Source organism: Rhizobium sp. BT-226, from assembly GCF_025847085.2.
Classification (GTDB): Bacteria; Pseudomonadota; Alphaproteobacteria; order Rhizobiales; family Rhizobiaceae; genus Rhizobium; species Rhizobium sophorae.
In genome coordinates, this window is sequence record NZ_JAOYTI010000001.1 from 711,768 (window position 1) to 734,976 (window position 23,209).

A 23,209-nucleotide genomic window follows, 5' to 3' on the forward strand; every position below is an offset into this window, starting at 1 on the left:
GTTCATCGGGTGGTGGCGAGAGACCGGTTTGGCATTGTTGACATGTGCCATGTGCAGCTCCGCTGTCTCAGCTCTTCCGCCCCGCCCAGAACATCGCCACACCGCGCCCGCAAGGGCTTTCTCACGCACCATCCTGGTGGACTTCCGAACGGAAGACCAACACGATATGTGCAATACCCTTCGGGTCCGATGGACCATTCTGCCGAAAACAGCGCCCCAGCCCTGGATTGTATGCAGCGGCTGCGGGGGACTCAGAGCTTTCCGATGCAGCAACAAGATCCGGCTCAACGCCAATGGCCGCAAGCTCGATGCCTGGCTTATCTACAAATGCTCGACCTGCGAAAAGACGTGGAACCGTCCGATCTTCGAGCGCCGCAATGTTCGCGACATCGATCCCGCGATCCTCGAGGCGTTGCAGTCCAACGATCCGGATTGGATCCGGGCAGAAGCGTTCAACCTCGAGGCTCTCAGGCGCAAGTCGCAGCATGTCGACGAGTTTGCCGAATTTGAAATCGCAAAAGAGATGCAGCAGGAAATTGCCAATTGGACGCGACTGGAAATCGAACTGATGGTCCCGTTTCCATCAAGTACGCGCCTCGACCGCCTGCTGGCGTCCGAGTTGCAAGTTTCACGCACCCGGCTACAGGCTCTTCACGATGGTGGCATGCTGCGGACGGATTCGAATCGAGCCGACGTTTTGCGGCGGCGGATCAAGAGCGGCACCACGGTTACAGTCGACCTCGCCGCCGAGACCGGCCGGGAGCAATGGTGGAGGTCTGTGGCGACCGGAAGCTCACCGTAATTGTAAAAGGCGCCGCGATCGGATCGCGGCGCCTGTTCTGCTTTCATGCCTGCGTGAAAATTGTCATTCGTCGCGATAGACCTTTTCGCGGCGTTCGTGGCGCTCCTGCGCCTCGATCGACAATGTCGCGATCGGGCGGGCGTCGAGACGCTTAAGGCCGATCGGTTCGCCGGTTTCCTCGCAATAGCCGTAGGTGCCGTCTTCGATGCGCTGCAGTGCCGCGTCGATCTTCGAAATCAGCTTTCGCTGTCTGTCACGGGCGCGAAGTTCGATCGCCCGGTCTGTTTCCGACGACGCCCGGTCGGCGAGGTCGGGATGGTTTGCGCTTTCCTCGGCCAGATGGTCGAGTGTCTCACGCGCTTCTCTAAGGATATCATTTCTCCATGCAACCAGCTTCGCCCTGAAGTACGCACGCTGGTTTACGTTCATGAATTCTTCCTCTTCCGAGGGAACGTAATTGCTAAGATCGATCTTCTCACTCAACGCGATTCTCCTGAAGAACATCTCATCTGGCCGGGTGTATATCCCAAGCGCTAGCCGCGATTCAAGCCTAATACGACAGGTAAACAGATTTTTAAATCTGTTACAGTTTTCGGCTAACAGACTATTTTCTCATCATTATTCCGGCCTGCGTTTTTTGCTTCGCCTTCAAAAGGCCGTGTTGTCAGCCGCGTTTTGGGCAGCCGGAGCAGCGCGGACGGTTGACGCCGGCCGATTGCAACCGCTACTGAAAAGGCCCGCTGGATCCTGGATTTGCCCATGACCGTACCCCTGCCTCCGCCCAACCGCATCTATCTCCTGCGCCACGCCGAGGCCGCCTGGGCCGAACCCGGACAGCGCGATTTCGACCGGCCGCTCAACGAAAAGGGCTTTGGCGATGCCGAAATCATCGCCGATAAGGCCGCCGACAAGGGCTACCGTCCCGATCTTGTGATCAGTTCGACTGCACTGCGCTGCCGCGACACCGCCGGCGCCGTCCACCGGGCAATGGGCGTCACGCTCGACGTGCGCTATGTCGATGCGCTCTACAACGCCACGGTCGATACCTATCTGGAGATCGTCGATGCGCAGGATGAGGCGGCCGTCATGCTGGTCGGCCACAATCCAACCATGGAGCAGGCGCTGGAAGCGCTGATCGGTCATGAGGCGATGGCAAGCGCCCTTCCCGGCGGCTTCCCGACGGCAGGCCTTGCCGTCGTCGATTACGACGCTTCCGCCGCCGTCTGGCGCCTCACCGATTTCGTCGTCGTCTGAAGACTTTCGCGCCGCGTCTTTTGCGGGCGGCGCGCCCTTCCTATATTGCCGGCAGTCACCAACCGGAATCGCGCCTTGCCGCCACGCCTGACATCCTTTGCCGATGACGCCCGCATCGCCTTCGACAATCTCGCCGACCGGGCGAGCGGCCTCGTCAACCCAACCGTGCGGCTCGGCGTTACCGGCCTCTCCCGCTCCGGCAAGACGGTCTTCATCTCCTCGCTGGTTCACAATCTGCTGCATGGCGGCCGACTGCCACTGTTCGAGCCGATCCAATCCGGCCGCGTCTCGGCGGTGCGGCTGGAGCCGCAGCCGGATGATGCCGTGCCACGCTTCCAGTACGAGGACCATATCCGCGCGCTGGTGAAGGACCGTATCTGGCCGGATTCGACCCGCGCCATATCAGAACTGCGCATCACGCTGGATTATCAGAGCGCCAGCGGCTGGAATCGGTTGTTTTCGCCCGGTCGCTTGTCGATCGATATCGTCGATTATCCCGGCGAATGGCTGCTCGACCTGCCGCTGCTCGGCAAGGACTACCGCACGTTCAGCGAAGAGACGATCGCGCTTGCCGAAACCGGCGTCCGCTCCGAGCTGTCGCGCCAATGGCTGGCGCTGACACGTGCCGCCGATATCCATGCCGGCGCCGACGAGATGGTCGCCCGCGACCTCGCCACCGCTTTTGCCGATTATCTCAAAGCCTGCAAAGCCGACGAACGCTCGCTTTCCACCTTGCCGCCTGGCCGTCTGCTCCTGCCCGGCGATCTCGACGGCTCGCCGGCGTTGACCTTCGCGCCGCTGGCTCTGCCGCCGGATGGCCGTCCCGGCCGAGGCTCGCTCTGGACGATGATGGAGCGGCGCTACGAGGCCTACAAATCGGTCGTCGTCAAACCTTTCTTCCGCGAGCATTTCGCCCGGCTCGACCGCCAGATCGTCCTGGTCGATGCGCTGCAGGCGATGAACCGCGGCCCCGAAGCCGTGCAGGATCTGGAGCGCGCACTGACCGACGTGCTCGCCTGTTTCCGCCCCGGCACCAATTCGCTGCTCTCCTCCCTGCTCGGGCGCCGCATCGACCGCGTGCTGGTCGCTGCCACCAAGGCCGATCATCTCCATCATGAAAGCCACGACCGGCTCGATGCCCTGACCCGCCGCCTGGTGGATCGCGCCATCGACCGCATCGGCATGGCCGGCGCCGGCATCGACGTCATGGCGCTTGCCTCCGTGCGCGCCACCCGCGAGGCGACCGTCAAACGCGACGGCCATGAATTGCCGGTTATCGTCGGCACGCCGATGGAGGGCGAAACGATCGCCGGCGAGCGTTTCGACGGGGAGAGAAAGACCGCGATCTTCCCCGGCGACCTGCCGGAGGATCCAGAAAGCCTGTTCGACCGCATCGCCTCGGGCGAGAGCGGCCTGCAGCTGCCCGATGTCAACGTCGTCAGGTTCCGGCCGCCGCATCTTGAGGAAACCGGCGGCGGCATCAAGCTGTCGGTGCCGCATATCCGCCTCGACCGTGCCATGCAGTTCCTGTTCGGAGACCGTCTCGCATGAGCAAGCCCCCGTCCGATCCGCCGCGCCGCGCGCCCGCCGCCTTCATCTATGAGGACGAAGCCACCGAGCGGCGTGACAACGGCCGGCAAGGAGGTGAGCGGCGCAAGCCGGAAAGCTTCGCCGAGAATATCGTCGTGACGCCTGATGAGGACGATCCCTTCCTCAATCCCGACAAGGATCTGAGCGCGATCCCCGTTCAAGCGCCGCGCAAGCGGCGGACCTCCTTCGGCAAGATCGCCGCCGGCGCCTTCGGCATCCTGCTGTCTCTGGCCATCGGCCTCTGGACCGATAGCCTGATCCGCGATCTCTTCACCCGCGCCGACTGGTTGGGTTATGCCGCCCTTGCCGTGCTCGCAGTCGGCATCCTCGCCGTACTTGCCCTCGTCATCCGCGAAACCGTCGGCATGATGCGCCTTGCCGCCGTCCAGACGATCAAGGCCGAGGCAGACGTGGCGATGCTCGAAACCCGACCAGTGAAAGCGCGCGCCGTAGTCGCACGCCTTACCACGCTCCTTTCCACCAATCCGGAGACGGCGAAGGGCCGCGCGACGCTGAAGGAGACCGAGGGCGAGGTTATCGATCCCCCGCATCTGATCGCGCTCGCCGAACGGGAACTGCTCGCTCCGCTCGACCGCAAGGCCCGCGCCCTGATCGTCAACGCCTCGAAGCGCGTCTCGATCGTTACCGCCGTCAGCCCGCGCGCCGTGGTCGACCTGCTCTACGTGCTCTATGAGGCCGTGCGCCTCATCCGCGCCATGGCCGAGCTTTACGGCGGCCGTCCCGGCACGCTCGGCATGTTCCGTCTGCTGCGTGACGTACTGGCGCATCTGGCCGTCACCGGCTCTATTGCCGTTGGCGACAGCCTCGTCCAGCAGGTGCTCGGCCACGGGCTGGCCTCGAAGCTCTCGGCCCGACTGGGCGAAGGCGTCATCAACGGCCTGATGACCGCCCGAATTGGAATCGCGGCGATGGATCTCTGCCGCCCGCTCGCCTTCCGCGCCCTGAAGCGGCCGGGAATCGGTGATTTCATCGGCGATCTCACTCCCTCCATGTCGCCGCGCGGCAACAATCCCTGAACAAAGCAGCGAATAACCAGATTTTGCCTCCCCTTGCGTAATGCCGAAGAAACTCTAGCAGCTTCAACGCTTTAGTGACGAAGATTTAAAATCTCTGCCGCACGAAAGCTCTGTGTTGCCTTGCATTTCGGCACAATCGAAAGGAAGGATTAACCATTCTTCGGCAAAACTTGCAGTCAGTTCGTGAGTGGTGTTTGCCAAGGAAAATCCATGTATTCGCGCAAGTTTCTCATCGTATGCGGCTTGGCCGCCGCGGCATTGTCTCCCGTCGCAGATGTCGCACCGGCAGCCACCGCTGCAACCCGTGACAAGGCCTTCTTCGATTCCGTCGCCGGCTCCTGGAAGGGCCCCGGTGAAATCGTCGCCGGCAAGTACAAGGGCACAAAATTCACCTGCAACCTGATCGGTGAGCCCACCGGCGACAGCAGCGCCGGCATCAAGCTCGACGGCACCTGCCGCGTCGGCGTCTTCAAGCAGCCGATGACCGCCGTCATCTCTCAGTCGGGCTCGAGCTATAAGGGCAAATTCCTCGACGGCGCCGCCGGCAAGGGCCTTGACGTCGTCTCCGGTGCCGTCAGCGAGGATACCGTCGTTGTCGGCATCAACCGCGCCAAGCTGAATGGTGCGATGATCGCGCGCGTGCGCGACGACAAGACGATGAACGTCACCGTTTCAGTCAAGGTCGAAAGTCAGATGATCCCGGTGATCGGCCTGACACTGACCCGCCAGGTCGACGAGATGGCCGTCGGTTCCATCCAGTAGACAAACCGCACTGCGGATTTTCCTGAAGCGGCGGGTTTCCCGCCGTTTCCGTTTCAGGTTCCCTTCTTCAGGCGCTCAGCCACCAGTCGCGACTGTCGTCGGCAATCTCGATACCGGTCACTTCGGCATCATCAAGCCAGTCACCGACCGCCCTGCCCCTGACCAGAAGACCCGGCGCGATATCGGCAAGCGGCATCAGCACGAAACCGCGATCCGTCATGCGCGGATGCGGCAGTTCCAGCCGCGGCGCGTCCTGAATCACGTCGCCATAAGTCAGCACGTCGATATCGAGCGTGCGCGGACCCCAGCGCTCGATGCGCTCGCGTTTCATCTCTCGTTCGATCGACAGGCAGACATCGAGCAAAGCCTCAGGCTCCAGCCTGGTGTCGACAACAGCACAGGCATTGAAGAAGAACGATTGGTCGGTCTTGCCCCAGGGCGGCGTGCGATAGAGCCGCGAGACCGCCGTAACCCGGCAGTCGTTGCGTCCGTCCAGCTTCTGCAGTGCCGCAGCCATCGCCTTCACAGGGTCGCCGATATTACCGCCGAGGCCGAGTGTGGCGGTTTTTAGTGCGGCCTCAGGCAAAGTGTTCAACGCTCACCTGCACGAAATCGAGCACGCCGGGCACCGGCGCGTTCGGCTTGCGCACCGTGATCTTCGCCCGCCGGATCTGCGGGAATGTCTCGCAGAGCCCCTTGGCGATATCGAGCGCCAGGGCCTCGATCAGGTAGCGCCGCTTGCCGGTGACGATCTGCTCGATCACGGTGAAGGCGATGCCGTAATTGACGGTGTCGTTGATCGAATCGCTTTCCAGCGCCTCGCCGGCGACGACATCGAGCTCGGCATCGACGAAGAAACGCTGGCCGAGGAATTCCTCCTCGTCATGCACGCCGTGGCGCGCGAAGAAGGCGCAGTTCTGCAGCGTGATCGTGTAGGTGGTCATGTCGGCCGCTTCCTCTCGAATTCCTGGCGCGCATTCAGCATAGCATCGGCGATCTCGAGCGCGTCCCTGTTGATTGCGACATTGTGCACGCGGAAAACCGCAGCCCCTTGAAGCCTGAGCAGCGCGCTGGTCGCAGCCGTCGCCGCATCCCTGTCCTGCGCCTCACGCCCCGTCACCGTGCCGAGGAAGCGCTTGCGCGACGTGCCGGCGAGCAGCGGCAAGCCGAAGCGGGAAAGTTCGGAAAACCGCGCCATCAGTTCCAGATTCTCCTCTGCCGTCTCCTTGGCAAAGCCGAAGCCCGGATCGAGCACGATACGGTCGCTGTTGACGCCTGATGCCGCAGCGATGGCAAGCGACCGTTTGAGAAAATGCACCTGGTCGGCGATGACATCGGGAAGCTTCGCCCTGTCGCGGCCGGTATGCATGATACAGAGCCCGGCTCCGGTCACCGCAGCGATATCGGCGATATCGGGCTCCTTCTGCAGCCCGAAGACGTCGTTGACGATATGGGCGCCGGCACTGATCGCAAGCCGCGCCGTCTCGGCGCGGTAAGTATCGATCGAGATCAGCGCCTGGGTGCGGCCGCGCAGTGCCTGGATAACGGGCAGCACGCGCGCCTGCTCCTCGGAAGGGCTGACGGTTGCTGCGTTCGGCCGGGTCGATTCGCCGCCGATATCAATGATGCCGGCACCCTCGCTCACCGCCCGCAGCGCCTGTTCGACCGCCGCATCGACGGTTTCAAAACGTCCGCCGTCGGAAAAGGAGTCCGGCGTCACGTTGATGATCGCCATGATCACCGAACGACGGCCGAGTTCGATCTCCCGGCCATGGCCGACACGCCATATGCTGCCTTCGAGCCCTGTCACCAGACTTATCCCATTGATGACGAAAAAAGCGCCATCTGATATTGCGCTTGGGGTGGCTATGCCCCAAGCTCCTGTCGATTTCAACACGGGTTGCGTTCAGAATGCCGCTTGCAGTGCGTTATATGGTCGTTCCCATCGCCTTTTCCATTGCTCTTTCTCTTTGCAGCCCGTCGGCAGCCGAAGTGATCGCATCGAAAAGCTATTCCTATTTCGACATTCGCGGCAAAACCGCGGATGAGCTCGACCGCGAACTCAGCCGGCGCGGCCCAACGGCAAGCGGTTCCTCGGCACGCCATCCCGGCGCTACGAAGATCCGCTTCGGCGGCGAGGCAACCTATGTTCAGAATAACGGGCGCTGCCGCGTCGGCTACGTCAAGGTCACGGTCCACACCCAGATCATCCTGCCGCGCTGGAGCAGCCGCAAGGGCGCCAGCAAGGAGCTGTCGATGATCTGGGACGCGCTGTCGAGCGATATCAAGCGCCACGAGGAGCGCCATGCCGAGATCGCCCGCGACCAGGCCCGCGCCATGGAGCGCGCCATTCGCGCGCTGCCGCGGCAGCGCAGCTGCGAAGCCATGCAGGAACTCGTCTCCGACGAATCAGCTCGCGGTATAGAGGAGCACGACCGGCAGCAGGCGCGATTCGACCGGGTCGAGGCGGTCAATTTTCAGAAGCGCATGCTGAGGTTGCTGAACAATCGAATCAACGGTCGAGCCGGCGCAAAATAAGGCTTTTTCAGTCTGGTTGCGAGCGGAAAACCTTAGCTGCATAACGAAACTTGTGCGAAACTTGCACCCTCCCCAGCGATTTACTGGTCATTTTTCATCCTGGCAGACTCAACCGGAACGCGTTAATATGAACACATTCGAAAGTTCAGGTACGGCATCTGCACTTTCATCGCTGGGTTCTCCTGGCGCGTTCCGAAGCCGCGGATGTTCCTCCCTCATCCGTAGGTAATGCGCCCGCCTCGCCTCGCTCGCTCTAGCGCGCGAGGCGTTTTTTTGGTATCGAATTTTTCGGCGACGTTTGAAGAGCAGCGTGCTTCAGGCCTGGCGTTCCGGCACGTGCACCACGAGCCCGTCATAGACAGCCTTCATCCGGATCTGACAGGACAGCCGCGAGGTCGGGCGCACATCGAAGGCGAAGTCGAGCATGTCCTCTTCCATCGCTTCAGGCTGGCCGACCTTCTCCGTCCACTCCTCGTCGACATAGACATGACAGGTCGCGCAGGCGCAGGCGCCACCGCATTCGGCCTCGATGCCGGGCACCGAATTGCGCACGGCATTCTCCATCACGGTGGAGCCTTGGTCGACATCGAGGTCGAAGCGCGTGCCGTCGAAGGCGACGATGGTAAGTTTGGGCATCAGGACTATTTCCGGTCTTCAAGTGGGTGGGCGGATTTTCTTCCGACAAATCGACGCGTCAGTCAACATCGCGGCAATTCGCCATAGCGTCGCAGATCAGGCCTTCGTCCGCCGTCTTCAAAGCGTCATGAAGCAGGTCGCAAAAAGACCCGAGGTTCCGCAATGGAACAACGGGCCTCGTTCGAACGGCATCTTATGCATGCCGTCCAAAACTGTGCAGCGGTTTTGGGACAACGACATGCATCAACGAAAGACTTGGAAATCAGCCGCGGCAGAGCTTCAGAATGAAATTCTCGGCGTCGATGACGGCGGCACCGAGCGCTGCCGTCGCGCCGGCATCGCCGCCGTTCTCCTCGACGGCTTCCGCTGTCTGCGACACGCGGAACGCGCCGACCGAGCTTGCCGCGCCTTTCAGCCGATGCGCGGCTGCGCCGATACGGATGGTTTCGCCGCTGGCAATATCCTGAAGGCATGCGCGGGCCTGACGCGCAAACATCTGAAGGACTTCGAGTTCCAGCGTCTTGTCGCCCATCGTCTGCTTTGCGAGATGGACCAGATCGATCGGCCGGACCTTGGAGGGACACGGTCCCTTTGCATTATCAGGCGCCTCGAATACGATGTTCAATGCTGCCATCTGGGCTGCCATTGCCAATTCTCCCGTCTCTGTCGTCCGCAGTTGCAACAGTTCTGCGACAGGAGGGTGGCCATCACGTTAAATTCCGGCACATTCAGGGTGGAAATCTCGCCATATGGTTAACATCCGTTAAATATCCCTAAATTATTGGTTTTTAAGCCGCGCCTAGGATTCAAAGGTGTTAACAACGGGTTAACGCGCCGTGAATCTCAAGCCTTCATTAATTGTGTGAAGAGCCCAGATGTGTCACTACGATACTGGTGGAGCGGGTTTATGGTACGCGCCTTTGCCGAGCGAGTGGATAATGGTAGTGTTTTGATACCTTCCGTTTGAAAAAGCGGCTATCTACTCTGAAATGACATGCTTATCCGTCCTTCGTTGGGATGGAAGGCTGGAACGGCAAAGTTGTTCCCGGGTGAGGCGGAAGCCCAGGATGCGCTGTCGGACTGGCTGACAGTAACGAGGCATAACCGAATGGCGAACAACAAATATAACGAGTCAATTGAGGACAAGGCGTTCAAGGCATTGGACGAGGCGCTCCAGATCGACTTTAGCAAGGATAACGTACCGTCTCGCCGCGGCGACGCGCCCCAGGCCCCGGAGGCTAATGTGTCTGATCCAGTAAATGCGCGTAACCAGCAGGCCCAGGAAGAAGCGCAGCGCCGCAGCCGCCGCGGTGCCGCCGGCGAGCAGGCTTCCAGGGGTCCGGCCTTCGCGCCCGCCAACGATGCCAGCCGCAATACGCCCGCCTCGATCCTGAAATCCTTCGACGGCGCCTCCAGCCGCTCGGCGGTGCGCACCGCCACCCTGTTTTCCGTGCTTTGGGTCATGGCCGGCCTCGGCCTGATGTCGCTGCTTTATGCTCCACAGATCTGGCAGATCCGTTCGCTCGCCGATCTCGTCGCCCTGCCCGGCGTTATCGCTGGCCTCGTCGGCATCATCATTCCCGTGATGATGTTCTATGCCTTCGCCATCATGATCTCCCGCGCCCAGGACATGCGCAACGCCGCCCGCTCCATGGCAGAGGTGGCGTTGCGCCTGGCAGAGCCGGAAACCATAGCCTCCGAGCGCATCATGACCGTCGGCCAGGCCGTGCGCCGTGAGGTCTCGGCTATGAATGAAGGCATCGAGCGCACCATCGCGCGTGCCTCCGAGCTGGAAACGCTCGTCCATTCCGAAGTCAATGCGCTTGAGCGTTCTTATGCCGACAACGAGTTGCGCGTTCGCGGCCTTGTCCACGAACTCGGCTCCGAGCGCGAGGCGATCGTCAACCATGCCGACCGTATCCGCACTTCGATCGGCAGCGTCCACGACCAGTTGAAGGAAGAGCTGTCGCTTGCGACCGAAGAGATCGCGGTGCGGCTTGCCACGTCGGGTGAAGCCTTCGCCTCGCTGATCGATACACGCGCCGCGACGATCCTGGAAAAGTCGGACAGCGCCCTGCAGTCGATGGGCAGCCTGCTCGCAGCCAAGACCGATACCCTGCTGCAGACCCTGAACGCATCGGGTTTTGCGCTGGCCACCGAATTCGACAACCGCCTCGAAGCCCTCTCCGTCAATCTCAACGACCATGGCGAAAGGCTGCTTAGCCAGTTCGAGACGCGCGCCTCGACCATGGACAGCAGCACCGAAAAGCTGAATGCGGCGCTGAACGAGCGTACGCACCAGCTCAACGAGATCCTGATCGCCCGCACCCGCGAGATCAATGAGAGCCTGACGTCAGGCGAACGCACCATCGGCGGCACGCTCGACGACGTTCTGTCGAAGCTTAACAGCGCGCTCGACGAAAAGGGCGCAAGCTTCCGCCAGAGCCTGCAGACCACCGCCGACGACGCCGTCATGGATCTCGACGTGCGCTCCGGCTTCTTCGAGGAGCGGCTGCAGACGACCGTCGCCCAGCTGTCGACCGCCTTCGACGAACGCGTCGCCGAATTCACCAGCGCCTTCGACAAACGCACCGGCTCGCTCGACACCAAGCTGATGGAGAGCCTCGCCCGTATCAACGAGACGCTGACCGGCGGCTCGGATTCAATCGACGGCATCCTGAATACCGGCATCGACCGGCTCGGTTCGTCGATGAGCGACCAGTCGCTGGCGCTTGCCACCGCGCTTGCCACCGGCCACGAAGTGCTGGAAAGCACGCTCGGCAACCGGGTGGACGAAATCACCACGGCACTCACCAGCCGCACCGGCGAGCTGACCTCGGCGCTGCAGAGCGCCACTTCGGAAATTGCGCTGACGCTTGCGACCGGCACCTCCGAGCTGCAGAACAACCTTCAGACACGCTCGGCCGAATTCCGCGACACGCTGCGCACCACCACCACCGATCTGACGACGGCCGTTGCCGCTGGCACCGAGCAGGTGACCGCTGCCTTCGGCGGTCGCGCCGAGGAGCTCAGCGGCGTGCTTACCGCCCGCGCGGCCGAAATCAGCGAGGCGCTCGGCACGGCCCACGGCCGTATCGACAGCGTCATGGCAGAGCGCGGCGGCGCATTGCTCGAGGCGCTGACCACCCATCACGGCCGCTTCGAGGAAGCGCTGACGACCCGCTCCGACGCCATCATCAATGCCGTCTCCGGCACCCATGACCGTCTTGCCGAGACCCTCGATGAAAAGGCGATGGCGCTTGCCATCTCTCTGAACGAGAGCCAGGCCCGCATCGAGGACACGCTCGAGACCCGCTCCGAAGCTTTGTTGAACGCCGTCTCCGGCACCCATGATCGCCTCTCCGAGACGCTCGACGAGAAGGCGATGGCGCTGGCCATTTCGCTCAGCGAAAACCAGGCCCGCATCGAAGATACGCTCGAGACGCGCTCCGAGGCCTTCCTCAATGCCGTCTCCGGCACGCATGATCGCCTGTCGGAAACGTTGGACAGCAAGGCGGCGGCCCTTACAACCTCGCTCGACGAGCGCCATGCCCGCATCGAGGATGCGCTTGGAACGCGCGCCGAGGCACTGCTGAACACTGTATCCGGCACGCGCGACCGCCTTGCCGAGACGCTCGACGAGAAGGCGATGGCGCTCGCCATTTCCTTGAACGAAGGCCAGGCCCGCATCGAGGATACGCTTGAAACCCGTTCCGCCGCCCTGCTGAACGCCGTCTCCGGCACCCATGACCGCCTCTCGGAGACGCTGGACGGCAAGGCGGCAGCTTTTGACGCCTCGTTGAGTGAAGGCCAGGCCCGTATCGAGAATACGCTCGAAACCCGCTCCGCAGCGCTGCTGAATGCCGTCTCCGGTACCCATGATCGCCTCTCCGAAACGCTCGACGAAAAAGCGATGGCACTCGCCATCTCGCTCAACGAAACCCAGACGCGGATCGAGGACACGCTGGAAACCCGCTCGACGGCCCTGCTGAATGCCGTCTCCGGCACCCATGACCGTCTGTCCGAAACGCTGGACGAGAAGGCGATGACGCTCGCCATCTCGCTCAATGAGAGCCAATCGCGGATCGAAGACACGCTGGAAGCACGCTCCGAAGCCTTCCTCAAGGCCGTGTCCGGCACGCACGACCGTCTCTCGGAGACGCTCGACGAAAAGGCGACGGCGATCGCCGCCTCCCTGAACGAGAGTCAGAGCCGCCTGCAGGATACGCTGGATAGCCGCTCGGAGTCCTTCCTGAATGCGGTCTCCGCCACGCACGACCGCCTGTCGGAGACACTCGACGATCGGGCGATGGCGCTTGCCATCTCGCTGAACGAGAGCCAGAGCCGTCTCGAGGAGACGCTGACAACAGGCGCCGATGCGATCACCAATGCGGTCTCCGGCACGCATGACGGCCTGAACGGTGTACTCGACCAGAAGGCCGCCGCCCTCGCCTCCTCGCTGAGCGAAGGCCAGGCCCGCCTCGAAGAAGCCTTGGGCCACCGCACCGCCGCGATCATCGGCGCCGTAACGGCAACCCACGATCGGCTCACCGATACGCTCGATGAAAAGACCATGGCGCTCGCCATTTCGCTCGACGATAACCAGAGCCGCTTCGACAGTGTGCTCGAAGCCCGCAGCAACGCCATCATGGAGGCCGTCTCCGGTGCCGAGGCACGAGTGGCCGGCGCCTTCTCCGACAAGACCGATGCGATCCGCACCGCCTATACCGACAATCAGCAGCGGCTCGAAAATGCGCTTTCCGAACATAGCGCCGCCCTCTCGGGCGTTCTCGATGCCGGCGGCGACCGCTTCGAGGATCTCGTCGGCGGCTTGACCGGCCGCATCGAAGGCCGCCTGACCGATGCACATACGCGGCTCGGGGGCCTCGCCGACGAGGCCGCGGCGCGCATCGAGGGCGGGCTCGCCTCTGCCCATGAGCGCATCCGCACGACGCTCGAAGACCGCGCCAACGCCATAGACCTGTCGCTGAACCAGGCCCATGCGCTGATCAGCGATACGCTGGCCGAACAGGCGACCAGCATCGGCACCTCGGTGGCGACGAGCGTCGGCATGCTCGAATTGTCGCTGGAGCACCGTGAAGCCGCTATCCGCCAGGCGATTGATGCCGGCGCCCAGACATTGGAAGATCGCATGCATGCCGGCGCCGGCCAGATCGCCGGCCGTTTCCAGGAGGCGGCAAACGCGATTTCGAGCTCCACCCAGGATTTGTCCACCCATCTCGATCGGTCGGTCGAAAGCCTGACGGGCCGTTTTGAAGAAACCGGATCGCGTGTGGAAGCCGGTCTTGCTGCGATCGAGACCCGCATCCGCGACGGCGTCGGCGGCGTTGCCGAAAAGGTCGAAGCGGCCACCGGCCAGCTGTCCGGCGTACTTGCCGACGGCGTTTCCCGTCTCGGTGCGCTTAGCGACGACGCTGCGCAGCGCATCTCGGCGACGCTCGAAGGCAGTGCTGCAAACCTCACTCAGGCGATCGACAGCCGCACCGCCAATCTGGCCGAGACGCTGGACAGCCGCACCACGACCCTGACGGGCGCCATCGAAGGCCGCACTGCAAGCCTCGGCGAAACCCTCGACCGCGGCAATGAACGCATCGAGGAACGTCTCTCGACTATGGACCGCGCCTTGACCGTCGGCCTTGAAGCCGTCAACCGCACCATCGAAGGCAAGGCCGCCGGTCTCGCCTCGACGCTGCGCAGCGCGGTTGCCGACGCGGCCCAGGGAATGGAAGGCGAAGCGACGAGAACCACCGAACTGCTCGGCAAGACCGGCCAGCAATTCGCTGAGGATCTCAATGCGAAAAGCGACGAATTCACCCGCACCATGGATGAGCGCTCGTCGCAGATCGTCACCCGGGTCGCCGAAGCTCAGAACCGACTGGCAAGCCAGGCTGCTGCCGTCGCCCAAACCTTCTCGGAAGCCGGCAACGCCATCGTCAACAAGGTCGCCGAGGCCGAGACCATTGTCGGCACGCAAGTCAATGCCATCTCCAAGGTGCTGTCGGATGCCGGCCAGTCTCTGGAGGCGCGCGGCAGTGCCATCCGCTCGACGCTGTCGGGCGCCGGCAGCGAGATTTCCGCCACCATGGCGGATGTCGACCGAGCGCTCGAAGCCCGCAGCAGCGCCATCCGCTCCAATCTCGAGGAGCGCGCCCGCGAGATCGATACGACGTTCTCCGAGATCGACCGGGGGCTCGAAGCGCGCGGCAACTCGATCCGCTCGACGCTCGAGGAACGCACCCGCGACCTCAACTCGATGCTCGCTGGCCGTTCGGTCGAATTGACGCGCATCCTCGACGAAACGGCCCGCCCGATCATCGACCGCTACACCGATGCCGGCGAGCAGGCTGCCGCTCGCATCACCGCCGCGGCCAACCTCAGCGCCGATCGTCTGCGCGCCGAAAACGAAGCGCTCGCCAGCGCCGTTGCCGCCCGCACCGAGAATGTCGCCAATGCCGTCAGCGCCATCGAGAACAGCCTGGTCGGCAACGTCAACGGCCTTGTCGAGCGCATGTCGGAAAGCAGCGCGGCGATGGCGATGATGATGAACCGCGCCGCCGAGCAACTGACCAGCGTCGACGGCCGTCTCGGCGATACCACGACGCGCTTTGCCGATTCCGCCACCAAGGCTGCTGAAATGGTCTCGGCCTCGACCAGGCTTCTCGAAGGCAAGGTCGACCGCCTCTCCGACATTTCGGGCCAGACGCTATCGCAAGTCGGCAGCATCATCGGCCGCTTCGACGAACACTCCAAGGTCCTGACCCAGGCCTCGCAGCTTCTCGGTGCCGCCCAGTCCAACCTCGCCTCGACGCTCGAGGAGCGCGAGAGCGCTCTGCAGACGCTCTCCGTCGGCCTCGTCCAGCGCTCGGCCGAGATCGAAAAGACCATGCGCGGCCTCGGCGGCATGATCGAAACCGTATTCGAGCGGGCAGAGCAGCGCTCGACCCAAGTCACCGGCAATCTGCGCCAGGGCGTGCAGTCCTCCTTCGCCGATATCGGCCGCATTCTCACCGAAACCGAGAAGCGCGCCCAGGAAGCGGCAGAGACGATGCGCGAGGCGATCACCCGCGCCGGCGACGAGGCCAATACGACGATCGACGGCACCTTCGCCAATGTCGAGCGCCGCTCCGGCGATCTCTCCAATCGCATTCGCGGTGGTCTCACCGCCTCGCTGTCGGAGGTCGAGCGCATGCTCGGCGAAGCCGGCCGCGCCTCCGACGGTGCCGCCCAGCACATGCGCGAAGCGCTGCGCGAGGCGATCGATGATGCCGTCGGCCGCTTCTCCGGCGCCACCGAGGATATCCGCCGCTCCGCCGCCGACATCCGCAGCGAACTCGACGCCACCCGCGCCGAACTGAAGCGCGGCGCCTTCGATCTTCCCGAAGAGGCCAAGGAAAGCGCCTCGGCCATGCGCCGGGCCGTCGCCGAGCAGATCAAGGCGCTGCAGGATATCTCCCAGCTCGTCGGCCGCTCCAGCCAGCAGCTCGAGATCTCCGAGCCCGTCGCCCGCACGCTCGCCCAGGTCCAGCCGGCGCCCCGCCCCGCCCAGCCGGTCGCAGCCCAGCCTCCGCAGCCGGCAGCGCCGCCGCCGATCGAAGCGACAGGTCTGCGCGGAACGATCGCACCGTCTGCGCCGGCTGCCGCCCCCCAGCGCGCCGCCTCGCAGCCTGCCCCCGCTCGCCAGGAAACAGGTCGCCCGGAAACAGGTCGCCAAGAGCCGGCCCGTCCGGAAAGCGGCGGCTGGATCAGCGATCTCCTGCGCGGCGCCTCGCGTGAGGAGGCTGCTGACGAGGCGGCTGCCCGCGCTCCGGCCCGCCCGGCGGAAACTGCAGCACCGACCGCGCGCAGCAATGACAGCCGCAATCCGCGCCACGTCGTCGAATCGCTGAACTCGCTCTCGGTCGATATCGCCCGCGCCATCGACCACGACGCCTCGGTCGATCTCTGGCGCCGTTATCAACGCGGCGAGCGCGACGTCTTCACCCGCCGCCTCTACACGCTGAAGGGCCAGCAGACCTTCGACGAGATCAAGCGCAAATACGACCGCGAACCGGAATTCCGCACAGCCGTCGACCGCTACATCGGTGATTTCGAAAAGCTGCTCGCCGATGTCGCCCGCACCGACCCGAACCGCACGGTGACGCAATCCTACCTCACCTCGGACACGGGCAAGGTCTACACCATGCTCGCTCATGCAGCAGGCAGGCTCGGCTGAACTTGCTGATCTGAACCAGATATGGGAAAGCCGCTTGAACAGGTGTCAGGCGGCTTTCGTTTTACAATGCCCTCACCGATCGGCCGCTATGTTCCAGTTATAGATACACCGGTCGAGGCCGATGGCGATTTCAAGCACGAGAACATCGTGCTCGACGGCCGCTCCCTTCCTCGGCTGCGACTGGTAGCGCTGTGGAAAGTCCGTGCGTCGGGAGATCGAGCAGACCTCCATCCACTTGTCGCCATTGTCGACCTCGATATCCATCGTCACCTCGGAATAGGCCGGCAACCGGTCGGAGGGTACGATCCGCGTCGGCAGATGGATCAGCGAGGCGATCATGCGGCGCACCGGTTCGAGGCAGGCGGCGTGATAGTCGTTGCCGCTATCGGCGGTGAAGGCACATTGGAATTCGAGCTGCCAGAATTCCTTCAGCCGCATGTGTTTGCTCGGCTGTTCCTGCTCGCGACGATAGGATCGGCCCGCCTGCCAGACGCAGAGTGGCAGCCGTGTCTTCGAGTGATTGCCGAGAATATGCTGCATGTAGATGTAGGTCGACGGCGTGGTCTCCGGTCTTAGCACCAGCGCGGGATCGCTGGCGGAAAGCTGTTCCTGGACCCAGATATCGGCGTTCGAATAGGCGCTTGAAACCAGCGATCGCGGCATCAGCGCCGGCGCCTCGACCCTTCTGACATCCCAGGCCGGATTGACGGATCTGAGAAACCTGCGGACCTCTTGCGAGAAGAAGCCGATCATATGATCGCGCAAATGGATCTCGCGCTCCTCCCAATGGACGAGCGAATTGACATGATAAATATTGAGCACGGCGCCTGTCTCCCTGGCAACCTTGATTGACGTGGTGAGGGGCTTTACGTCCAGCAGCGCGCCGGACCGCCTAGCGCCCCGACGTCACAGCAGGACGCGAAGACCTCGTCCGCCAAGAGCGCGCACGATCGCGACCTGCAGGCAGGTGCTGATATGACGGGAGAAAGACGCGCGCTTCATGCTCATGGCGCGTTTTTTACGTGCAGTCCGCATCATTGTCAAAACCGAAGAGGGTGAAACAAAAGGAATCAGCTGTGGATGATCCTTTTTTATTGCCCCCTGTCCTTCATTCCGTCACAAACTTTTCTGATCCGCTCATATTCAAACAGAACGGCTCACTCCGCCATCCAAACGACAGAGACAGCAACATTGATGACCAAGACGACATCCCGGCTCCTTGCCACCGCGCTCTCCTCCTTTTTCCTGGTGAGTACTTTCACTCAGGTTCAGGCAGGCCAGGCAAGCTTCGTCGTGGATGTGCAGTCCGGCCAGGTCCTCGAAGGTTCCAACCAGGACGATCTGAACTACCCGGCGTCGCTGACCAAGATGATGACGCTCTATCTCGCCTTCGAAGCCCTGCATGACGGACGCCTCAACTGGGACCAGAAGCTCACCATGTCGGAAAATGCCGAGAGCAAGGAGCCTTTCAAGCTCGCCGTCGGCGTTGGCCGCAAGGTGACTGTGCGCGAAGCCGTCGAAGGGATTGTCGTGCTCTCCGCCAATGATGCAGCTGTGGCGATCGCCGAGCAGCTTGGCGGCACCGAACAGGCCTTCGCCAAGACGATGACCGACAAGGCGCGCCAGCTCGGCATGAAGGATACGGTCTTCAAGAACCCGTCGGGCCTTCCCGATCCCGAGCAGGTCACCACGGCGCGGGACATGGCGACGCTCGGCGTTTCGCTGATGCGGGACTTCCCCGAGGAATTCAAGCTCTTCTCCATGCGCGGCTTCCAATTCCGCGGCATGAAGCTGCGCGGCCACAACAACCTCATGTATCGCTATGATGGCGTCGACGGCATCAAGACAGGCTACACCGATGCATCGGGCTACAACGTCGTGACCTCGGCCCTGAAGGATGGCCGCCGCGTGGTCGGCGTCGTCATGGGCGAAAAAACCGCGAGTATACGCGATGACAAGATGGCAAGTCTGCTGGACAGCACCCTGTCATCGTCATCGACCGCCACGGCATCCACGACACCGGGCAGCCAGCCGGGAGCGACGATGACGGATTCGCAGCTGACGAAGTAGTTGATGAGCGGTGACTCGTCGACAGATTACCTGAAAGCTACTTCCAGATGCTGGCGGTCTTGCGCGATCACCCGGCAATTCGTTTCGAATCCTTCGCCTTTGATGGCCAGGATGAATTCCGAAGGAATGCCTGATGTATTGGAGACTGAAATGCCGGCGCTCTCCGAGCCGATGGATTTGACGGTGCAGTCGATGGTCGAGCGTCGATCGTTGAACAGGATCGAACCCGCCTTCAGCACCCGCCGCCGAGCGCCAATGGCGTGATCGGCGTGGATGGAACTCCACGACACGCAACGATTCCGTCCGCCATGCTTGGCCTGATACATTGCCGCATCCGCCTGAGCCAGCAGGGTCTCGATCTCCTTGCTGACGATCGAGAGTGCCGACGTTCCGAAGCTGGCTGTTACGGTCAGGGTGCCATGATCGCCGCGTATGATCTGAGAGGCGACGGCGGCTCTGAGTTTCTCGGCGACGGCGACGGCACCTTCCCGATCGACATGCGGCAGGATGACGGCAAATTCCTCGCCGCCAAGACGGCCGAACAGATCACCGGCTCGAAGGGCCGTCTTGCAAGTCGATGCGACCGCCTTGAGAACCTCGTCTCCTGCCGCATGCCCATGCGTATCGTTCACCTGCTTGAAATGGTCGATATCGAAGACGATGCACGACAGGTCGTGTTGGTGTCGCAAAGCGAGCGAAATCAGCTGCTCCGCCTCCTGCTTGAAGGCACGCCGCGTCATCGCCTCGGTGAGGCTGTCGATCGCGGCCGACTGCATGAGCTCGATGCGGTCCATGGCGGCCCCCGCCAGTTCCTCGAGAATGCCGAGATCTCGGTTGCCGAATGATCGTGGCCTGCGGTCGATGGCGCATACCGTTCCGATCATGTGCCCGGCTTTTGTTCTCAACGGCACACCGGCATAAAAACGAATATTGTCGTCGCCCGTCACCGAAGGATGCTGTAAAAACCGCGAGTCCTTGGTAGCGTCCTGCACGACAACAGGCCTTTCACAGTCCACGACATAGCGGCAGAACGTATCTTCGCGCGACACCTCGTCGGCCGAAAGGCCGGAGCATGCCTTATACCATTGCCGATGCGCATCGATCAGCGACACGATGCCGATGTCGATGGAAAATATCTCCTTTATCAGCCGTACGATCCGCTCGAAGCCCTCGTCCCTCGGCGTGTCGAGGATGTCGAGTTGCTGCAGCACAGCCAGGCGATCATTTTCGCGTTGGATCGCTTCCGATGACGATTTCCCGAAGACTCGTGCAGCCACCATGCAACATTCCTCCTGAAAAGGGATTGTATGATGCGTTCCATAAATTCATGAAGAAATTGAATACGATGACGACACCCATGCCATGGGTTCAAATATTTTTCACAATCGACAACCCCCGATATTCACGGGGCGGCCTCGAAATTCCAGTTCAAATTGAGCGCAGCGTCCAGGTGACGATTTCGGAGGCAACCGTTGAGAAGGCGCGGTCGAGGCCCTTGACAAAGCCGTCATTGTCGCCGCCAGCCGGCGCCATGGCGCGGAACACCTTCTGAGCGCGCACCGAACCGTTGCGATCGTTGAGGATCTTGGCGGAAATTTCGACCACCGCCTGGTTGCTGTTCGAAGCATCGATCTCGAAGGCGCGGATATCGGTGACGATCTGGTAGTCGATCGCCAGCCCCTGCCCCGGCATGCCGACGCCGCCGAGCTTGCCCGAGTTCTCGAAGGCTTCCACCAGCTTCGACTGCACTATGCGCGGCAGCTTGTCGCCCCACTGCGCCTTTGAGAGATACTGAATTTCCGACGGCGAAACACGGATGACGATCTGCTCGCTGTCGAGCGACCTTAGCGCCGTGGGGCTGGCGATCAGGATCTGGCGGGATTTGGCCGCGGGTCCGCTGCCGTCGACGGCAGCGGGCAGGTCATAGGTGTCGTTCTTGGCCGCGGTGCCGCACCCCGAAAGGATCAGCGCCGTCAGCGGCAGCGCGATCACCGTTCCCCTGATCCAAGAACGGCACGACAACAGATGCGATGCGACCATATTAGGCTACCCCTGATTTCCCAGTTAACGCCGCGTCCGGCCGTCATATTGCTTCACCGTGTCCCCGCCGAAGATCAGGCGCTGCGGATTACGGTCGAAGTTGGTGATCGTATCGTTCAGATTGCTCACGGTTCCGCGCATGTCGTTGACGAGAGTCTGCACGTCGCGCAAGCCGCCGCTCGAGAATTTCTGCAGATTGTCGGCAATCGGCCCGATCCGAGAGTTCAGGTTGTCGGCGACCTTCTTGAAGGATTCCAGCGTATTGCGCGCTTCCGTGAACAGCGATTGCGTATTGTCGGTTCCAAGCAGCGCATCGACCTTGATGAGAATGCCGTCGATTCGGGTCGAGGCCGAATTCAGCTTGTTGGAAAGCTGCGACACGTCCTGGATCGTCTGGTCGATATCTTTCTGACGCGCCGAAACCGTGTTGGCGACATCGCGGATCGAGGCGACGGCGGCGCGCGCATCCTTGGTCGCCTGCGCGATATCGTCGACCGAACCCTTCACCTTCGCCGGGTCGATCTGGGCAACGAGCGTATCGACGCGGTCGAGTGTCGCCTGAGCCTGCTTGCCGAAATCGTTGAAGGTGGTGGCCGTCTGGTCGAACTTCTGGATCGCGCCCTTGAGGTCGCCCGAGGCATCGGCGACATTGGCGGTGATCTTCTCGGCATTGGAGACGATGTTGTCGATCTTCTGCGCATCGACCGCCTTGACCAGCGATTCGACAGCTTGAAGCGTCGAATCGACACGGCCGGAGACCGCCTTCACCGTATTGGAGAGCTCACCCACGCTCTGCAGGAAGGCATCGATATTGCCGGAATTCTTGGCAAGCGCATCCGAAAACGTCTCGGCATTCTTGAAAGTCTCGGTCAACGGCCCGCGCGAATCTTCGATGAAACCCTGAAGCTCGCCGACCGCGTCGTTGGCGCGATCGAGGATCTTGTCGGCGGTCGCCAGAAGATTGGTGACACTCGACTGGTCGGCGACGATGACGGCGCGTTTGTTATTGTCGATCGCATGCTGGAGGATGCTTTCCTCGCCCTTGCGACCGCCCGAGAGTTCGATATAGGCAGCCCCGGTCAAACCCTGGATTTCAAGGGCGGCCTTGGTGGAGGGGTAGATCGGCGCATCGGTGCGCACCTGAGTGAAGGCCAGCGAATATTGCGGATCGTCGGCATCGATCGACAGCGTCTGCACCGAGCCGATCTGGATACCGTTGAAGCGCACCGGCGAGCCGACGCTAAGCCCGTTGGCCGAGCCCGGAATACGAACGATCAGCTCCGTCATCGGGCCGCCGCGGCCATATTCGGCCATCCAGTAAACGAAGCCGAAGGCCGCCGCGATCACCAGCACCGTGAAAAAACCGACAATTGTATAATTGGCTTTGGTTTCCATCTTATCCGGTCACTTCCCGCTGCTGCCGTGCCGCGCGCCATCGTCCTGCGGCACGATCGACCGCGCCCGCTTACCTTTGAAATAGGCCTGCACCCACGGATCGTCATAGGCCAGCATGTCTTCGATCGTGCCTTCCACCATTACCCGTTTCTTTCCGAGCACGGCAATACGGTCGCAGACCGAAAACAGGCTGTCGAGGTCGTGCGTCACCATATACACGGTCAGTCCAAGACTATCGCGCAGGTTGGCGATCAGTTCGTCGAATTCGGCCGCACCGATCGGGTCGAGACCCGAGGTCGGTTCGTCCAGGAAGACGAGTTCCGGATCGAGCGCCAGCGCGCGGGCAAGGGCGGCGCGCTTGATCATGCCGCCGGAAAGCTCGGACGGATATTTGTCGGCGGCGTCGGCCGCAAGCCCGACCATGCGGATCTTCAGATGCGCCAATTCGTCCATCAGCGAGCGCGGCAGGTCGAGATATTCGCGCATCGGCACCTGGATGTTTTCCTTGACCGTCAGCGACGAGAACAGTGCCCCCTGCTGAAACAGCACGCCGAGCCGCATGTCAAGCGCGTTGCGCTGCGGTTCATCGAGCTCGTCGAAATCCTGGCCGAGGATCTTGATCGTGCCGGAGCGGCGCGGCAACAGCCGGAGCACCGTGCGCATCAACACCGATTTGCCGGTGCCCGACGCGCCGACGAAACCGAGGATCTCGCCGCGATAGATATTGAGGTTCAGATTGTCGAGCACGACCTTGGAGCCGAAGCCGACGGTGACGTCGCGCGCCGACAACACGATGTCCCTTTCGTCCTTGTCTTCCGTATCGATCGGTTTCTCGTCCACGCGGTCTGCCAT

General features: G+C 62.3%; 19 protein-coding genes. 8 read left to right on the plus strand and 11 right to left on the minus strand.

Features of this window, described 5'->3' with window-relative positions; translation table 11 throughout:
• Window positions 1-166: 166 nt before the first annotated feature.
• Entirely contained in the window at window positions 167-802 is a 636-nt protein-coding gene (locus tag OIU37_RS03735) for a DUF1062 domain-containing protein (protein ID WP_264255795.1), read from the plus strand.
• Between the two features lie 63 nt (window positions 803-865).
• On the opposite strand, the gene dksA is transcribed toward OIU37_RS03735, so the two are convergent.
• On the minus strand, window positions 866-1,285 hold the full coding sequence (dksA, locus tag OIU37_RS03740; protein WP_017964517.1) for an RNA polymerase-binding protein DksA: 420 nt from the start codon (window positions 1,283-1,285) through the stop codon (window positions 866-868).
• A gap of 276 nt (window positions 1,286-1,561) precedes the next feature.
• Here dksA and OIU37_RS03745 point away from each other — a divergent pair, with 276 nt between their 5' ends.
• From OIU37_RS03745 to OIU37_RS03760, 4 genes are all read left to right on the plus strand, one after another.
• The gene (locus OIU37_RS03745) at window positions 1,562-2,056 is read left to right on the plus strand and encodes a histidine phosphatase family protein (protein ID WP_168311213.1); all 495 of its coding nucleotides are present in this window, start codon (window positions 1,562-1,564) and stop codon (window positions 2,054-2,056) included.
• 75 nt (window positions 2,057-2,131) lie between these two features.
• Window positions 2,132-3,607, plus strand: a complete 1,476-nt coding sequence (locus OIU37_RS03750; protein ID WP_168311212.1) for a YcjX family protein — start codon at window positions 2,132-2,134, stop codon at window positions 3,605-3,607.
• Window positions 3,604-4,683, plus strand: coding sequence for a YcjF family protein (locus OIU37_RS03755; RefSeq protein ID WP_264255804.1), 1,080 nt, complete (start codon window positions 3,604-3,606; stop codon window positions 4,681-4,683). Before OIU37_RS03750 ends, OIU37_RS03755 begins: the two co-directional genes overlap by 4 nt.
• Window positions 4,684-4,893: 210 nt before the next feature.
• Window positions 4,894-5,445 (plus strand): hypothetical protein, encoded by a 552-nt coding sequence (locus OIU37_RS03760; protein WP_003540146.1) that lies wholly within the window; start codon window positions 4,894-4,896, stop codon window positions 5,443-5,445.
• A 67-nt stretch (window positions 5,446-5,512) separates the two neighbouring features.
• Here the strand turns inward: OIU37_RS03760 and folK are convergent, their stop codons facing one another.
• The 3 genes from folK to folP are packed head-to-tail and all read right to left on the minus strand — an operon-like array spanning window position 5,513 to window position 7,255.
• Entirely contained in the window at window positions 5,513-6,031 is a 519-nt protein-coding gene (gene folK, locus OIU37_RS03765) for a 2-amino-4-hydroxy-6-hydroxymethyldihydropteridine diphosphokinase (protein ID WP_168311276.1), read from the minus strand.
• On the minus strand, window positions 6,024-6,389 hold the full coding sequence (gene folB, locus OIU37_RS03770; protein WP_027667693.1) for a dihydroneopterin aldolase: 366 nt from the start codon (window positions 6,387-6,389) through the stop codon (window positions 6,024-6,026). The genes folK and folB overlap by 8 nt, the downstream gene beginning before the upstream one ends.
• The gene (gene folP, locus OIU37_RS03775; protein ID WP_168311209.1) at window positions 6,386-7,255 is read right to left on the minus strand and encodes a dihydropteroate synthase; all 870 of its coding nucleotides are present in this window, start codon (window positions 7,253-7,255) and stop codon (window positions 6,386-6,388) included. Before folP ends, folB begins: the two co-directional genes overlap by 4 nt.
• Before the next feature lie 101 nt (window positions 7,256-7,356).
• Between folP and OIU37_RS03780 the strand changes: the two genes are divergently transcribed.
• Window positions 7,357-7,983, plus strand: a complete 627-nt coding sequence (locus tag OIU37_RS03780; protein WP_168311208.1) for a DUF922 domain-containing Zn-dependent protease — start codon at window positions 7,357-7,359, stop codon at window positions 7,981-7,983.
• A gap of 315 nt (window positions 7,984-8,298) precedes the next feature.
• On the opposite strand, the gene OIU37_RS03785 is transcribed toward OIU37_RS03780, so the two are convergent.
• On the minus strand, window positions 8,299-8,619 hold the full coding sequence (locus tag OIU37_RS03785) for a 2Fe-2S iron-sulfur cluster-binding protein (RefSeq protein WP_003540151.1): 321 nt from the start codon (window positions 8,617-8,619) through the stop codon (window positions 8,299-8,301).
• A 262-nt stretch (window positions 8,620-8,881) separates the two neighbouring features.
• Entirely contained in the window at window positions 8,882-9,265 is a 384-nt protein-coding gene (locus OIU37_RS03790) for an Hpt domain-containing protein (RefSeq protein WP_003540152.1), read from the minus strand.
• A gap of 462 nt (window positions 9,266-9,727) precedes the next feature.
• Between OIU37_RS03790 and OIU37_RS03795 the strand changes: the two genes are divergently transcribed.
• Complete coding sequence (locus tag OIU37_RS03795) at window positions 9,728-16,852, plus strand: hypothetical protein (protein WP_264255823.1); 7,125 nt, start codon at window positions 9,728-9,730, stop codon at window positions 16,850-16,852.
• Between the two features lie 72 nt (window positions 16,853-16,924).
• Here the strand turns inward: OIU37_RS03795 and OIU37_RS03800 are convergent, their stop codons facing one another.
• Window positions 16,925-17,674, minus strand: a complete 750-nt coding sequence (locus OIU37_RS03800; protein ID WP_264255826.1) for an aminoacyl--tRNA ligase-related protein — start codon at window positions 17,672-17,674, stop codon at window positions 16,925-16,927.
• 372 nt (window positions 17,675-18,046) lie between these two features.
• On the opposite strand from OIU37_RS03800, the gene OIU37_RS03805 reads away from it, so the two are divergent.
• Entirely contained in the window at window positions 18,047-18,922 is an 876-nt protein-coding gene (locus OIU37_RS03805; protein ID WP_264255829.1) for a D-alanyl-D-alanine carboxypeptidase family protein, read from the plus strand.
• Between the two features lie 26 nt (window positions 18,923-18,948).
• Here OIU37_RS03805 and OIU37_RS03810 read toward each other — a convergent pair whose 3' ends face one another.
• The 4 genes from OIU37_RS03810 to OIU37_RS03825 all read right to left on the minus strand — a co-directional run bounded on the left by OIU37_RS03810 (window position 18,949) and on the right by OIU37_RS03825 (window position 23,209).
• Window positions 18,949-20,202, minus strand: a complete 1,254-nt coding sequence (locus OIU37_RS03810) for a sensor domain-containing diguanylate cyclase (RefSeq protein WP_264255831.1) — start codon at window positions 20,200-20,202, stop codon at window positions 18,949-18,951.
• Between the two features lie 148 nt (window positions 20,203-20,350).
• Window positions 20,351-20,962 carry an ABC-type transport auxiliary lipoprotein family protein gene (locus OIU37_RS03815; protein WP_264255832.1) on the minus strand — a complete coding sequence of 204 codons (612 nt, stop codon included), beginning with the start codon at window positions 20,960-20,962 and terminating at the stop codon, window positions 20,351-20,353.
• A 24-nt stretch (window positions 20,963-20,986) separates the two neighbouring features.
• On the minus strand, window positions 20,987-22,357 hold the full coding sequence (locus tag OIU37_RS03820; protein WP_264255833.1) for an MlaD family protein: 1,371 nt from the start codon (window positions 22,355-22,357) through the stop codon (window positions 20,987-20,989).
• A gap of 9 nt (window positions 22,358-22,366) precedes the next feature.
• Window positions 22,367-23,209 carry an ABC transporter ATP-binding protein gene (locus tag OIU37_RS03825; protein WP_171602653.1) on the minus strand — a complete coding sequence of 281 codons (843 nt, stop codon included), beginning with the start codon at window positions 23,207-23,209 and terminating at the stop codon, window positions 22,367-22,369.

Excerpts from the sequence above, each read along its gene's own strand:
- OIU37_RS03735 (WP_264255795.1), top strand. The coding sequence starts at position 167 with ATGTGCAATACCCTTCGGGTCCGATGGACCATTCTGCCGAAAACAGCG.
- OIU37_RS03745 (WP_168311213.1), top strand. The coding sequence starts at position 1,562 with ATGACCGTACCCCTGCCTCCGCCCAACCGCATCTATCTCCTGCGCCAC.
- OIU37_RS03755 (WP_264255804.1), top strand. The coding sequence starts at position 3,604 with ATGAGCAAGCCCCCGTCCGATCCGCCGCGCCGCGCGCCCGCCGCCTTC.
- OIU37_RS03760 (WP_003540146.1), top strand. The coding sequence starts at position 4,894 with ATGTATTCGCGCAAGTTTCTCATCGTATGCGGCTTGGCCGCCGCGGCA.
- folB (WP_027667693.1), bottom strand. The coding sequence starts at position 6,389 with ATGACCACCTACACGATCACGCTGCAGAACTGCGCCTTCTTCGCGCGC.
- OIU37_RS03780 (WP_168311208.1), top strand. The coding sequence starts at position 7,357 with ATGCCGCTTGCAGTGCGTTATATGGTCGTTCCCATCGCCTTTTCCATT.
- OIU37_RS03785 (WP_003540151.1), bottom strand. The coding sequence starts at position 8,619 with ATGCCCAAACTTACCATCGTCGCCTTCGACGGCACGCGCTTCGACCTC.
- OIU37_RS03790 (WP_003540152.1), bottom strand. The coding sequence starts at position 9,265 with ATGGCAGCCCAGATGGCAGCATTGAACATCGTATTCGAGGCGCCTGAT.
- OIU37_RS03795 (WP_264255823.1), top strand. The coding sequence starts at position 9,728 with ATGGCGAACAACAAATATAACGAGTCAATTGAGGACAAGGCGTTCAAG.
- OIU37_RS03805 (WP_264255829.1), top strand. The coding sequence starts at position 18,047 with ATGACCAAGACGACATCCCGGCTCCTTGCCACCGCGCTCTCCTCCTTT.
- OIU37_RS03810 (WP_264255831.1), bottom strand. The coding sequence starts at position 20,202 with ATGGTGGCTGCACGAGTCTTCGGGAAATCGTCATCGGAAGCGATCCAA.
- OIU37_RS03815 (WP_264255832.1), bottom strand. The coding sequence starts at position 20,962 with ATGGTCGCATCGCATCTGTTGTCGTGCCGTTCTTGGATCAGGGGAACG.
- OIU37_RS03820 (WP_264255833.1), bottom strand. The coding sequence starts at position 22,357 with ATGGAAACCAAAGCCAATTATACAATTGTCGGTTTTTTCACGGTGCTG.
- OIU37_RS03825 (WP_171602653.1), bottom strand. The coding sequence starts at position 23,209 with ATGGCAGACCGCGTGGACGAGAAACCGATCGATACGGAAGACAAGGAC.